Origin of the sequence: Treponema denticola (genome assembly GCF_024181405.1) — a bacterium.
In the GTDB taxonomy this organism is placed as follows: domain Bacteria; phylum Spirochaetota; class Spirochaetia; order Treponematales; family Treponemataceae; genus Treponema_B; species Treponema_B denticola_D.
Window position 1 is genome coordinate 2206187 of record NZ_CP051302.1, and the last position, 14403, is coordinate 2220589.

General features: G+C 38.8%; 11 protein-coding genes. 7 read left to right on the forward strand and 4 right to left on the reverse strand.

The genetic code is table 11. The features are described 5' to 3' along the window. The first annotated feature begins 180 nt into the window (after positions 1 to 180). Positions 181 to 2301: a methyl-accepting chemotaxis protein gene (locus HGJ18_RS10385; protein ID WP_253696311.1), complete on the forward strand. Its 2121-nt coding sequence runs from the start codon at positions 181 to 183 to the stop codon at positions 2299 to 2301. Positions 2302 to 2337: 36 nt separating this feature from the next. After that, positions 2338 to 3123 carry a hypothetical protein gene (locus HGJ18_RS10390; RefSeq protein WP_253696313.1) on the forward strand — a complete coding sequence of 262 codons (786 nt, stop codon included), beginning with the start codon at positions 2338 to 2340 and terminating at the stop codon, positions 3121 to 3123. 84 nt (positions 3124 to 3207) lie between these two features. Here the strand turns inward: HGJ18_RS10390 and HGJ18_RS10395 are convergent, their stop codons facing one another. Then, complete coding sequence (locus HGJ18_RS10395; protein WP_253698330.1) at positions 3208 to 4638, reverse strand: alpha-L-fucosidase; 1431 nt, start codon at positions 4636 to 4638, stop codon at positions 3208 to 3210. Positions 4639 to 4721: 83 nt separating this feature from the next. Between HGJ18_RS10395 and HGJ18_RS10400 the strand changes: the two genes are divergently transcribed. Both HGJ18_RS10400 and hcp read left to right on the forward strand, forming a co-directional pair. Then, positions 4722 to 6335: an ATP-binding protein gene (locus tag HGJ18_RS10400; protein ID WP_253698331.1), complete on the forward strand. Its 1614-nt coding sequence runs from the start codon at positions 4722 to 4724 to the stop codon at positions 6333 to 6335. A gap of 81 nt (positions 6336 to 6416) precedes the next feature. Then, complete coding sequence (hcp, locus tag HGJ18_RS10405; RefSeq protein ID WP_253696314.1) at positions 6417 to 8048, forward strand: hydroxylamine reductase; 1632 nt, start codon at positions 6417 to 6419, stop codon at positions 8046 to 8048. A 45-nt stretch (positions 8049 to 8093) separates the two neighbouring features. Here hcp and HGJ18_RS10410 read toward each other — a convergent pair whose 3' ends face one another. Then, entirely contained in the window at positions 8094 to 8744 is a 651-nt protein-coding gene (locus HGJ18_RS10410; RefSeq protein ID WP_002665989.1) for a Crp/Fnr family transcriptional regulator, read from the reverse strand. A gap of 55 nt (positions 8745 to 8799) precedes the next feature. Between HGJ18_RS10410 and HGJ18_RS10415 the strand changes: the two genes are divergently transcribed. The 3 genes from HGJ18_RS10415 to HGJ18_RS10425 are packed head-to-tail and all read left to right on the forward strand — an operon-like array spanning position 8800 to position 11924. Continuing rightward, positions 8800 to 10107, forward strand: coding sequence for an ABC transporter substrate-binding protein (locus tag HGJ18_RS10415; RefSeq protein WP_253696315.1), 1308 nt, complete (start codon positions 8800 to 8802; stop codon positions 10105 to 10107). A gap of 55 nt (positions 10108 to 10162) precedes the next feature. Further along, positions 10163 to 10879, forward strand: a complete 717-nt coding sequence (locus tag HGJ18_RS10420) for a GTP-binding protein (protein ID WP_002672626.1) — start codon at positions 10163 to 10165, stop codon at positions 10877 to 10879. Then, positions 10869 to 11924 carry an ATP-binding cassette domain-containing protein gene (locus HGJ18_RS10425; protein WP_253696316.1) on the forward strand — a complete coding sequence of 352 codons (1056 nt, stop codon included), beginning with the start codon at positions 10869 to 10871 and terminating at the stop codon, positions 11922 to 11924. The genes HGJ18_RS10420 and HGJ18_RS10425 overlap by 11 nt, the downstream gene beginning before the upstream one ends. A 51-nt stretch (positions 11925 to 11975) precedes the next feature. Here HGJ18_RS10425 and HGJ18_RS10430 read toward each other — a convergent pair whose 3' ends face one another. After that, on the reverse strand, positions 11976 to 12290 hold the full coding sequence (locus tag HGJ18_RS10430; RefSeq protein WP_253696317.1) for a hypothetical protein: 315 nt from the start codon (positions 12288 to 12290) through the stop codon (positions 11976 to 11978). A 12-nt stretch (positions 12291 to 12302) separates the two neighbouring features. Next, positions 12303 to 14402 carry a heavy metal translocating P-type ATPase gene (locus HGJ18_RS10435; protein ID WP_253696318.1) on the reverse strand — a complete coding sequence of 700 codons (2100 nt, stop codon included), beginning with the start codon at positions 14400 to 14402 and terminating at the stop codon, positions 12303 to 12305. Position 14403 lies beyond the last annotated feature (1 nt).

The window sequence follows — 14403 nt, forward strand, 5'->3', positions numbered from 1 at the left end:
TATTAAATCTCTATTTTATACATTTTCTCCATTATAATATTTTTCATCTATTTATCACATAAACATCTAGCAAAAATAAAAAAATTAGTGTATAAATAATTTATTCAATTCTTAATGTGCATTCAATAAAAATCAATTACAAATAGTTTTTACAATAACATTTGAAAGGAACTCTAAATTATGGTAACTGAAAAAAATTATCGGAAGGAGGGAAGACGGTTTTCTATTTTAAGAAAATTGGTTTTCTTTTTTGGTATGTTAATCCTGATAGGAGGATTTACAATGGGTGCCTCTGCTTTATTTGTAGCAAAGAAGGCCCTAATGGGAAAAATTGAAGAAGCACTACTAATGAAGGCAAAGGATACGGCAGAAATTGTAGACGGCAGGGCGAATTCCATGTTATATTTTTTGGAAGGTCTTGCGCGTATTCCGGCCCTTCGCGACTCCAAACTTACTTTTTATGAGAAAGCAGAAGCACTACGGCAGGATGCAGAGCGGAATAAAAAGATAAAATACTTCGGAGTTGCCGATAAAAACGGGAAGATATATTATGCTGATGGATCTTCTGTTTCTGTCGGTGATAGGGAATGGTACAAGGAATCTATTAAAGGCAATAATTTTATTTCTGAGCCGCTTATAAGCCGTCTAACGGGTGAACTGCAAATTATATTTTCCGTACCTATCTATGATGATGGACACAATATTTTAGGTGTGTTTAGTGCCGCTGTTAACGGATTGGCTCTTACAGATATAATCAGTGACATTATAATAGGACAAACGGGCGGTTGCTATATTATCGATGCTTCAGGAACAACGATTGCTGATAAGGAAATAGAACTGGTTAAAAGACAAGAGAACAGCATTAAAAAAGCTGTATCCGACCCTGAACTTAAAAGTATTGCCGATTTTGAACAAAAAGTCTTAGCATCTTCTGAAGCCGGTTTAGCTAGATTTACATATGAAGGACAAAAAGAAATTGCTGCTTATTCTCCTATGAAAACAAAAACCTGGAAAGTCATCATCAGTGCTCCTGTTCATGAACTTACCGGCAGTCTCAGGCCTCTAAAAATCACAATCAGAATTATAGGTATCAGCATATTGATTATATCCATTATACTTACGGCTATTATAGCCCTTACAATAGTAAAGCCCATTACATCAACGGTTCAAGCGCTTAAAAATATTACAGATGGAGACGGAGATTTAAGGGTGCGCTTACCTATAAAAAGAAATGATGAAATAACCGATTTATCAAAATACTTTAACAGAACAATTGAAAAAATCGGGAACTCAATCAAAATGGTGGGTTCAGGCACTCAGGAAATGGAACAGATAGGAAATGAGCTTGCAAGTAATATGACGGAAACAGCAAGTGCCATACATCAAATAAGTACAAACATAGAAGGAGTAAAACAACAAGCCCTTACACAGGCGGCAAGCGTTACCGAGACCTCAGCTACCATCGAACAGATTATTAAAACCATCGCACAATTAAACGGCATGATAGAATCTCAAGCTGCCAGTGTAGCCGAATCCTCCTCGGCAATAGAGCAAATGGTAGGAAACATAAGCTCCATAACTCAGACCCTTGCAAAAACGGATGACGCAATCAAAAATCTTGCAGGAGCTACAGCTGAAGGAAAAGAAACACTTTCTCTATCAAATACCGTAACTCAAAAAATTTCGGAGGAATCGGGCGGACTCTTAGAAGCTTCAAGCGTTATCCAGCATATTGCAAGTCAAACAAACTTGCTTGCTATGAACGCAGCGATTGAAGCAGCTCATGCCGGAGAAGCAGGGAAAGGCTTTGCCGTTGTTGCCGACGAAATTAGAAAGCTCGCAGAAGAATCAAGTTCACAAGGAAAAACAATAACTTCAACCTTAAAGATTTTAAGCAAAGAAATTGAAAATCTTTCATCTTCTTCAAAATTGGCCGAAGAAAAATTTGACAGCATCTTTGCCCTATCGGAGCAAGTAAAAAAGATGAGTGAGACTCTTATGCTTGCAATGAAAGAGCAAGAAAACGGCGGCCGTGAAGTTTTGACGGCAATTCATAATATCAATTTAATCACTTCACAAGTAAATGACGGTTCAGCCGAAATGCTTGAGGGAGGAAAAAACATTGCCGTTGAAATGCAAAAACTCGATGACCTTACAAGAGTTATCACTGCAAGTATGAATGAAATGGCAGCAGGTGCACTCCAAATAAATGAAGCGACTCAAGAAGTCAATATTATTTCGCAAAAAAATAAAGAAAATATCGGCAATCTCGTAAACGAGGTTGAAAGATTTAAAGTCTAAAAATCGAGAGGAATAAATTTGTACGGGGAGATTTTTATGAAAAAACTGGTTTTTATATTGGCATTGGTGGGAATGTTTTTTGGATGCAGTAAACACACTGAGGTAAGCATGAACGAAAGCATTACAAGGGAAACAGAAGCTGCAACAGAAGTGCAAAATGAGCCAAGTACTATTGTGAAGAATTCCACGAATGTGGAAAATGTTACTGAAACTAAAACAGAAGAACCATGGATTGCTCTTATCGAAAAAGAGATTACAAAAATTTCTTTTAACGATGGAGAATACAGGTTAATGCCAAATGACAAAGAAGGTTATTATTATATTAACGCTGAATTAAAAAATGGTTTGAATTTTTATGTACAGCTCATTCAAAAAAACTATATAGATGATTCCATTAAATTCGAACTGCCAAAAACATTTCAAGAATATGCAAAAGCTGTTTTGTCTGTTTCAACTTTACCGCAAGATTTGAGAACTGCTAGAGGGGCTGTTGAAGTGAATGGTCACAAATTTGCACGAAACATTCGGGTTTCGCAATTTGCACCTGATATTTCTATGTTTCAAATGAGTTATTATACAACAACACCAGGGTATACACTACAATGTACCTTTTCAAGGGGCGCTGATGAATTCAAACAAGAAGCCCCACAGTACTTTGAAGAAAATGGAACCTGGAAAGAAGAAATGCCTTCAGGCGAAACCGGAGATATTGAATTTGCAAAAAAGATAATTGACGGTACAATCGAAAGTGAAACTGCACGGGAATTGTATAAAATAAGTGAAGACTTTATGAAAACTATTGAAATAATAACAGTGGAGTAATTATTAGTTTCTTTAAAGCGTCTAATTAAGGGCACAAACTCTTACAATAAAACTGTAAATAGTGAAATATAAAATCAAATGTCATCACTTTCTTTCGACTCTCAAAATTAAGTTATCCTGTTTTAAGGCCTTACGCAATGAAGGTGCTCCGCTTGTAGATACTGAAATTGTGAGAGGCTTTTCTATTTTTATGTTTTTAAAAATTTGCAATTCTTTTTTGTTTGCGGGGAAGCAAAATTCCTTTCCGTTTATTTCCAAAAACTCATCTTGGGATAAGGGCTTTTTTCTGACGAGGCTGATTGTCCACAAATTTGTTTTGTATAAGCCTTTTGACGTTTTTAGATTAAGTTCAAGCTCCGTACAAATAAAATGAGAAGAGTAATAATCTTTTCCCGTAAAGCGGTAAAGTTTTTTTGTAAAGGGGATTTCGTTTTTTTCTCCGCTTAGTTCTAAAATACTATCTTGAGGAAGATCTAAATTTAATTCTTTACAAAGTTTTTTTGCGCTCCCTTGCGAAGGCGCTTTTGATTTAAAAAAGCTGCCTATTTTTTTTAAGACTTCAGCTTCAAAAGCTACCACGGAGCCGTCGCCCTTTGGACCAATATTCAAAAGGTAATTACCTCCCATAGCTCTTACCCTTATAAGGCTTTCTATAAGCTCTTGGGCCTTTTTATTTTTATCTCCCCGTCTTTGCCATGAACGGTAGCCCCATGTTTCATGATAAATTGAAGCAGGAGTCTGCCAAGGAACATTTAAACTTTTATCAGGAAATTTGTTATCTCCCATTGTACAAAAATCTCCGCAGTCATTCCATATGCGGCCGTTTATCATCATGTTAGGCTGAAGCTTTTGAGCAAGGGCTCTTACTTCTTCACTTTGCTTTTTTGTCGGGAAACCCATATCCATCCAAAGCTCGCAAAGAGGACCGTAATTTGTAAATAATTCTTTCAGCTGTTCAATATTAAATTTCTGATGCTTGGGCGGAATTTTATCGCTGTTATGATCGCTTATAGGAAGAGCGAATTCGCAGTTCCAATCTATCCAAGAAAAATAAAGCCCGAACTTTAAACCGTTTTTTTTACATGCTTGAGAAAGCTCTGCAATAAGGTCCCTTTTTGCAGGAGCCTTCACCGAATTATAATCTGTAGTCTTTGTGTCAAAAAGACAAAAGCCGTCATGGTGCTTTGCCGTGATAATGATGTATTTCATTCCTGCAGCTTTTGCAAGAGCACATATTTTTTCTGCATCGAAATTCTTACAGGTAAATTTATTTTGTAAGGCCTTATATTCTTCTTTAGGAATTTTACCGTGACTTAAAATCTGTTCACTGTAACCGCGCTTTACCGGCTCACCCTTCCAAACGCCTCCGCATAAAGAATAAAGCCCATAATGAATAAACATTCCAAAACCTAATTTTTGCCACTGTGTAATTTTATCTGGTTTCATAAGATTGAGTATATAGGATAGGATAAGAGATTTCAAGTGAGCAAAAAGAGGCAAGCCCATAAAATTCATCAATACTTGAATCCCTGTAAATTATAATATATAATAAATAAAGAAAATAAGCACTTAACAATTAATCGGGGAGGCAAAAAATGATGGATTTTTCACGGAAGATACCTATAGGAGTACAAAGTTTTGAAGTCATGCGTAACGATAAATTTTTGTATGTAGATAAAACCGAATTTATTTTTAAGCTGACTAATTCAAATAGAGTCTACTTTTTAAGCCGCCCCCGCCGTTTCGGAAAAAGTCTTTTTCTTTCTACCCTCGAAGCCTACTTTTTAGGAAAAAAAGAGTTGTTTAAGGGGCTGTACATTGAAGAAGCTGAAGAAAACAGAGCTAAAAACGAAGGAACTGAAGCATGGACTCAATATCCCGTTTTTTACTTGGATTTTAATACGGGGCGGTATGATTTGCCCGAGTCTTTAAACGAAAGCCTTGACTTCTTTTTAAGGACAGAGGAGGAGCGTTTCGGTATACAGGGGAACGATTTATCTTTTGGTAAACGCTTTGCTTTTTTAATACAAACAGCTTATGAAAAAACCGGCAAACAGGTAGTTATCCTCGTAGACGAATATGATAAGCCCCTCTTGCAAACAATGTATGTAAATGAAACCCTAAACGAAGAATTCCGCAGCACACTCAAAGCTTTTTATTCCGTTATAAAAACTTGCGACAAGTATATCCGCTTTGCATTTTTAACGGGAGTAACAAAATTCAGTAAGGTAAGTATTTTCAGTGATTTAAATAACTTACAGGACATAAGCCTTCACGAAGATTGCTCTGCTCTTTGCGGTATAACCCAAGAAGAATTAACAGCCGTATTTTCTCCCGAAATTCAAGTATTGGCAGACAAAGAAAAGATAAGCTATGAAGAATGTTTAAGCCTTCTTAAAAAACGCTATGACGGATATCTTTTTGCAAAAGAAGGCAAAAGCGTTTATAATCCTTTCAGCCTTCTAAATGCTTTTTCGGCAAAGGATGTGGGAAGTTATTGGTTTGCTACGGGAACTCCGACCTTTTTGGTAAACTACCTAAAAGAAGCTCACTATAATATTCCCGACTTAGACGGAAATGTTGAACTTGATGAGGCCGGCTTAGCCGATTACCGAGCCGACACAAAAAATCCTCTTCCGATTTTATTTCAAGCAGGATATTTAACAATTAAAGAATATATAAGAGAAGCAGCTCTTTACAGATTAGGCTTTCCTAATGATGAAGTCCGTTACGGTTTTCTTAAAAACCTTTTGCCGGATTACACATCTTTGCGTACAGATCAAACAGCTTCTTCCGTTTGGCGTTTTGTTGAAGATGTAAGGGCAGGAAATGTAGATAACTTTATGGAAAGAATGAAGTCCATAATTGCCGGCATTCCTTATGATAATCTTCCCAAAGAAAAGTTAAAGCTTAGAGAGCAAAATTATCAGACGGCCGTTTATTTGATTTTTAAGCTGATGGGGCAATTTGTTGAAACAGAGATACACTGTGCTGCCGGAAGAGCTGATTGTCTTGTTCATACAAAAGATGCGATTTATATCTTTGAATTTAAACTTGACGGAAACGGAAGCTCGGAAGATGCGGTAGCACAGATAAAAGAAAAAGGCTATACAGCTCCTTTTAAATCAAGCGGTAAAAAGATTGTTCTAATAGGTTCATCCTTTGATGAAAAAGAACGTACCATAAAAGACTGGAAAACCGAAAAAATTTAACATCCGCGTAACATCCGTTACCGACTTCTATTCATAAAATACTTATAATTTACTCAAACCTTTGAAAAATAGGAGAATACTATGGACACTATGTTTTGTTTTCAATGTCAGGAGACATTTAAAAATTCAGGCTGCGTAAGGGTCGGAGTATGCGGGAAAAACCCCTTAGTTGCAGGATTACAGGACTTTCTCATCTGGGGAACAAAAAAGCTTTCCGAGGTGACAAGTTATATGAGGGAAAACGGGATTAAGGTTGAAAAAGAAATTAACCACATCGTAAGCACAAACCTTTTTGTTACAATAACCAATGCAAATTTTGATGAAAAAGCAATTAACAACAGAATAAATATTACTCTTAAAGCAATCCATGATTTGCATAGTTCTTTAAATCGCCCCTTTGATCCGGAGATTGAAGTGTATATTGACTCGGATATACCGAAAAGACTGGGCAAGGCCATTACAATAGGCGTTTTGCAGACAAAAGATCCCGATAAGCGCTCCTTAAAAGAACTTATTATCTATGGTCTAAAGGGGCTATGTGCCTATGTAAAACATGCTAACGCCTTAGGCTATGAAGACGAAGCGGTTGATGCCTTTATTCAAAAAACGCTTTCAATCCTCATAGATGAAAAATTGAGTGTTGATGAACTTATTTCTCTTACCTTAAAGACAGGAGAAGCCGGAGTTAAGGGAATGGCTCTGCTGGATAGCGCCAACACAGGCAGCTACGGTAATCCCGAAATAACCGAAGTTTCGATAGGTGTAAGAAATAATCCGGGCATCCTTGTATCTGGGCATGATCTAAAAGATATCGAAATGCTTCTTGAGCAAACTGAGGGTACAGGAGTTGATGTTTATACTCACTCCGAAATGCTCCCTGCAAATTATTATCCGAAACTAAAAAAATATAAGCATCTTGCAGGTAATTACGGTAATTCGTGGGCCAAACAGGTTTCCGAATTTGAAAGTTTTAACGGCCCAATCCTTATGACAACCAACTGTATAATTCCTTCAAAGGCTTCCTACGTATCAAGAATGTATACGACAAATGCAGCAGGTCATCCCGGCTGTGTTCATATCGAAGCCGATGAAAACGGTCATAAGGACTTTTCCGAAATTATAAAAAAGGCAAAATCCTGTCCTCCCCCTAAAGAAATTGAAAGCGGAAAGATTATAGGAGGCTTTGCTCACGCCCAAGTTTTTGCTCTTGCCGACAAAATTGTCGAAAGCGTAAAAAACGGAGATATTAGAAAATTCATAGTAATGGGCGGCTGCGACGGCAGACACACAACAAGATCTTATTATACGGGTTTTGCGGAAGCTCTTCCGAAAAATACCGTCATCCTGACGGCAGGCTGTGCAAAATACAGGTACAATAAACTAAATCTTGGAGATATAAACGGCATTCCAAGGGTATTGGATGCAGGACAGTGCAATGATTCTTATTCCCTTGCCCTTATAGCTCTTAAATTGAAGGAAATATTTAACCTAAGCGATATTAATGATTTACCTATAATTTTTAATATAGCATGGTACGAACAAAAAGCCGTTATAGTACTCTTGGCCCTATTGTTCTTAGGCGTAAAAAACATACACCTTGGGCCTACTATTCCCGGCTTTCTTTCACCCAACGTAAAGGATGTTTTAATAAGCAAATTCGGATTATCGGGAATCTCTTCAATAGAAGATGATATAAAACATTTTTTCGGTTAGAAACATAATCGGGAGGACAGGCTAAGGGCTTTTATTGATAAGCCCTTAGCTAAAGTCTTCGAGTTTATCAAGGTTGACAATGATGGTATCTTTTTCGATTTTTAAAAGCCCATCTTTTTGCATGCTCATAAGCTCGCGGGATAAAGATGGCCGAGGAACCGCTAAGTATTCGGCCATAGCCTCCCTGTTTAGGTTTAGCTCAACCTTTGAACTTCCTTCAGCCTGCTGCAATAAATAGAGGGCTATCTTTTGACGAAGACTGAATGAAGAAAAGATAAGAAGCTTTTGGTTTAAAAAATAAGCCTTATGAGCTAAAATATTTAATAGGTTCTTTAGAACCTTAAAATGAGTTTCGGAGTACGCTCCGGCACCAAAGACCCCTTCTATGGGGAGACAAAGAATTTCGGCATCGCTAATTACACGGCATGAGTAATCGTAGATAGCCGAATCCAAAAGAGCATAGACTTCGGCAAAAACCGTACCGGGGTTTTCAAAGCGGTTTACAATAAGCCGCTTTCCATCGGCAGTGTTTTTTTCGATTTGAACGATACCCGATTTTAAAACAAAGAAAAAAGCGGGAGTATCGCCCTCAAAAAAGATAAAGGCATCTTTTTTATAGTTGAGGGTTTTAGCCTTGGTATTTTTTAAATATTTTTCCGCTTCTTGAGCGGGTATATTTTTAAAAATAGGATTCATACTTTTAATTTCGGGTTATTTTGATTTTAACTTGATTATAGATCGGAGGATTATAATGAATAAATATTTTAATATGGATGAAAGTGTTTTTGATATTACCGAACGCTTTCCTGAAACGATAAGATACTTGGTAGAAAAAGGTTTTACCCCTCTTACCAATCCCCTTATGCGCAAAATAATGGGGAAAAAGATTAGTCTTGAAAAAGCCCTCTTAACGAAGAGCCTCGATATAGACTTGTGCGAAAAAGAGCTTATTGAAGTTATCGAACAAAATAAAAATATCGGTTTTGCCGAAATAGATTCAAGCTTAGAAAAGAAAAACGCACAAAACACCGGTTATGATGACGGCAAAAAAAATATAAGGATTGAGGGCGTTCTTCCATGTCCTATAAGAATCCCCTTGCTTGAAGCCTTTAAAGAATTTCATTCCAAGTATATTGAAGAAAATAAAGATGAGCTTGAAAAACAAAACTATAAAATCAGCTATGATCTTCGTTCCGCAAACCTCGGAATCGACTGGATAATAAAAGAAGCTCAAACAGGAAAAAAGGAAAACCTCCCCGATATTCTCCTTTCTGCAGGGTTTGAGCTTTTTTTCGACAAAAAACTAATGGGCTCCTTTATCGAAAACAAAGATTTTCATTGTTCAATCGAAAAAATGAATAAGGACTTTTGCAACGATTATATAGACCTTAGAGACGGCAAAAAAAACTATGCAATTATCGGGGTAGTTCCCGCAGTAATGATTGTAAACACCGAGCTGTTAAGAGGAAGAAAGATGCCCGAAACTTGGGCAGACCTCCTTTTACCTGAATTTGAAAATTCGGCGGCAATCCCCTTCAGCGATTTGGACTTATTTAATTCGGTAATCCTAAATATTTACAGCCGTTTCGGAGATGAAGGTATAAAAAAATTGGGCAGGGCTTGCCGTACCTCTCTTCATCCGGCACAAATGGTAAAGGGAAAAGCGTCTCTGGTTTTAAAAAATCCTAAATCCGTTGTCAATGAACCTCCTGCCGTAAACATAAGCCCCTACTTTTTTTCAAAGATGATAAAAGAAGATTCGGCATTAAAAACGGTTTGGCCCAAAGACGGGGCTATAGCGGCTCCGATTTTTATGCTTGTAAAAAAAGAAAATGAGGCTTTGACAAAGGCCTTTGCGGATTTCTTCCTTTCAGAAAAAACCGGAAGGGTGTTTTCCGAAAGCGGTTTTTTTCCGTCAACGAATCCCGATGTAGATAACCGTTTAGGAGAGGATAAAAAATTTTCTTGGGTAGGTTGGGACTTTATTTATCAAAACGATATAGGTTCTCTTTTGGAAAAAATCAAAACCGATTTTGAAACAGCTGCCGGAAAAATTTAAGGCCTGTGTAACATCTGTTACAGACTTCGTCACATAGATTTGTTATATTATATTTATGAACTTAATAATATTTTCAGGCCCGCCATCGTCGGGCAAAACAAGCGTAATCTTAAAAACAATAGATGCCTTAAAAAAACAAAATATAAAAACGGGGGCAGTAAAATTCGACTGCCTTTATACTGATGATGACCTTCTATATCAAAAGGCCGGAGTTCCCGTCCAAAAAGGAATCTCCGGCTCCCTATGTCCCGACCACTTCTTTGTGTCAAACATAGAGGAGGCCGTGCAATGGGGAATCAAGGAAGGGCTTGACCTTTTGGTAAGCGAGTCCGCAGGGCTTTGCAACCGTTGTTCCCCCTATATAAAAAATATTTTAGGTATCTGCGTAATCGATAACCTGTCGGGGATAAATACTCCAAAAAAAATAGGCCCTCTTTTAAAGTCTGCCGACATTGTAGTTATCACAAAGGGAGACATCGTTTCTCAAGCTGAACGCGAAGTTTTTGCGGCAAGAGTAAATGCCGTAAATCCTAGGGCGGTCATCATGCATGTAAACGGTCTTACGGGCCAAGGCGCCTTTGAGCTCAGCACCCTTTTAACGGATAAGGCCGAGGATATTTCTACGGTACAAGGAATGGAGCTCCGCTTTCCCATGCCTGCCGCCCTTTGCTCTTATTGTTTGGGTGAAACAAGAATAGGAGAAAATTTCCAGATGGGAAATATCCGCAAGATGAAAATTGCCGAAGAACAGGGGAGAAAAAATGAACAATGAATTTTATTTAAGTGATGAAAATACAGAGGTTAAAAAACTTTCTGAAAAATCGATTCAAGATATTTTAAGCGAATACCCTTTTATCGAAGATTTTATCAAGGAAAACCGCTTGATTGAAATAGGTATTTTAAAAAACAAGGCGCAGACTCTAAAAGATTTTTTACAATCGCTTTCCGATGAAGTTTGTGAAGAAGAAGCAATAAACAGAGAAGAACTTTACTCTGCATTTTTTGAATACATAATTCAAATGAAGTCTTTCCTTAATTTGGAAAATGCAAACGAGGTTCACAGCCTCACAATTCTTCCCGGAACAAACAAGTCAGGCGAAACCGAAAACTTTGATGAGCTTACCCTTTATACCTCTCAAATTATTTCGATTGTAGGCCCGACAGGTTCGGGAAAATCAAGGCTCCTTGCCGATATCGAGTGGACTGCTCAAAAGGATACTCCTACAAACCGCAGCATTTTAATTAACGGTAAAACACCCGATAAGACAATCCGTTTTTCGGTAAACAATAAACTTGTAGCCCAGCTCTCGCAAAATATGAACTTTGTAATGGATTTATCCGTCAAGGAATTTATCGAGCTTCATGCGGAAAGCCGGCTTATCCAAAACAAGGAAGATGCGGTAAAAAATATCATAGAGGCGGCAAACAATCTTGCGGGCGAAAAATTTAATTTGGATACACCGATAACGGCCTTGAGCGGAGGACAGTCGAGGGCTCTTATGATTGCGGATACAGCTATTTTAAGCTCCTCTCCCATCGTTCTCATAGACGAAATAGAAAATGCAGGCATTGACCGCAAAAAGGCCTTGGAACTCTTGGTTTCAAAGGAAAAAATTGTTTTAATGGCCACACACGATCCGGCTCTGGCCCTCTATGCGGATAAGCGAATAGTTATCAAAAACGGAGGAATAGCATCCGTTATAGAAACTTCAAAAAAAGAAAAAGAAATCCTTGCCGAGCTTGAAATTATGGATGCAAAAATTCAAAATATGAGAACAAGGTTAAGGGCTGGAGAAGAACTTGGGCTCACAAGCTAGGGAAGAATGATAAATCGGGAACTTCAACAAAATCGCAGCTAAAATTGCTTTTTATGCGTTTTTTAATTTTTCCCAAAGTTCTGAAATTTTTTCGATGATTATTTTTTTTTCTACCTTGCCTGAAAGATAGGCATCGGACAGTTTTTTTAACTCGGGTAAATCTTCTCTGAAGATTTCAAACTTTGACAGAGGCAGGGCATTTGCATCATACTCAATGCAAAGGCTTCCTGTCCTCTCATTCCTTTCAATTTTGCTGACCGCCTTATGAGAAGAGGCTGCCTTTTCAAAAGCTTCAAAAATATCCTTATCTTTTATCATCTCGCCCCTGAGCCTTATATGCCCGGGGAAAAAACTTGAAACAGTCATTACTTTCTCCAATTAAATAGATTCGGCAAGGGGCTGCTCATAGCTTCTCATTGCAGACATACCTATGGCAACCGTCGAACCGTTATGAACTAAGGCCGCCGTAGCCGGAGGAATTGAGCCCGCAAGTTCCCCTGCAATAAGGGCTGAGTTAATGCCGATAATCGCCTTATTGTTTACATTGATTCTTTTGATCAAGCCCGTTGCTATACGCCTTAAAATGGGTAAGGCCCTTAGGCCGTCATCCGGCAAAAGAATGTCGGCGGTTTCTCCTGCTATCGAAGAAGCCTGCCCCATTGCAATTCCTACATCCGCTTCCGACAGGGCGGGAGAATCGTTTATCCCGTCGCCTATCATAACTATTTTTTTACCATCCGCTTTTAACTCTTTAATAAAACCGGCCTTTGTGTCGGGAAGAGCCTGAGCATGATAACGGTCAATCCCCGTCTTTTCGGCTATGCTGCGTGCGGTTTGGGGGCCGTCCCCTGTAAGCATGATTATGTTTTTTATTCCCAGTTTGTGAAGTTCTGAAACAACTTCTTTTGCTTCGGGGCGAACAGGATCTTCTATCGCAATAATACTGGCAAGTTCTTTTCCTATCGATAAATATAACTGAGAACAGCCGCTCTTCGACAAATCTTCAATAGCTTTTTCGGCTTCTTCCGTTTTTGGAATACCCTCATCATCGAATATAAAATGAGCACTGCCTATGCGTAGCTCCTCTCCATTTAAGGTAGAAGCAAGGCCATGGGCTAAAATATAGGAAACTTTTGTATGTTCTTCTCTGTGTTTAATTCCCCTGTTTTCGGCTTCCCGTACAACGGCCCTTGCAAGCGAATGAGGAAAATGCTCTTCAAGACAGGCCGCTATTTTTAATACATCTTTTTCCGGCCTGCCGCCGAAGGTAATTATCTTTTTAACCGAGGGCTGGGATTCCGTAAGAGTTCCCGTCTTATCGAATACGATTGTATCCGCCCGGGCAAAGTCTTCTAAAAACTTTCCGCCCTTTACGGTAATACCGTGCTCTGCACAGTTTTTCATGGCTGAAAGCACGCAGACAGGAGCAGATAACTTCATTGCACAAGAATAATCGACAAGAAGAGTCGAGGCTGCCTTTGCAAAGTTACGGGTAAAGGCGTAGGTCAAGCCTGCAAGTAAAAAGTTATAAAAAACAAGTTTATCCGCAGTCCTTTCGGATTTGATTTGTGAAGCCGCCTTTAAAGATTGAGAGCGGTCAATCATATCGGCTATCTTACTCACTCTGGTTTCCCGTCCGCAAGCCTTTACGCATACATGGATCTCCCCCTCCTCAACGACGGTAGAAGCAAAAACGGTATCTCCCGAGACCTTGTGCACGGGAAGTCCTTCTCCCGTCATTGAAGCCTGATTAACGGAAGCCTCGCCCGATACGACCGTTCCGTCTGCAGGAATAACCGACCCTATCCTAAGAATAACCGTATCTCCGGCTTGAAGAAGATTGGCGGAAATTTCAGTTTCATTTCCGTCTTTTAGAACATGCACCGTTTCCTTTGTATTCAAAAAACTGCGGGTTAAATTTTCATAGGACTTACGGCGGGTATACTCTTCCAAGATTTCGCCCATTTCAAGCATCATTGCGATGGTACCGGCTGTGTTTAGGTCTCCCGTCGCATAAGAAAGCGAAAGAGCCGTTGCATCTAAGGTTTCGGCACAAAAAGGCCTGCCCCCTTTCAAGGCTCTCATTCCGCCTTTTACACGGGGCATAATTGAAAAGAGAGCCAGTATTCTGCGGACAGGAATAGGTAAAAGCCTGCGCATAAAAAATTCCGCAAGCAGCATCCCCAAGGAAACCGTTAAACTCTCGCTCACTATAGGTTCATCCACACTCGCTAATAGTTCTTCATTTTCAAGGTAAGAAGAATTTAGAGCTTTTATATAAGAAAGAGCTTCGTCTTCGCTTATCCCCGAATATTCAATTAAGATACTTCCTGAAACAGAATTTACACTTATCGACTTTATACCTTCTTGTAAAGACACAAGAGTCTCTACAAGAACGGCTTGTTTGCGGCTTAAACTTCTCCGGCTATACCTCAAACGCAAACGCCCAGGGAGGCGGTGAGCAATATAAAAATTCATA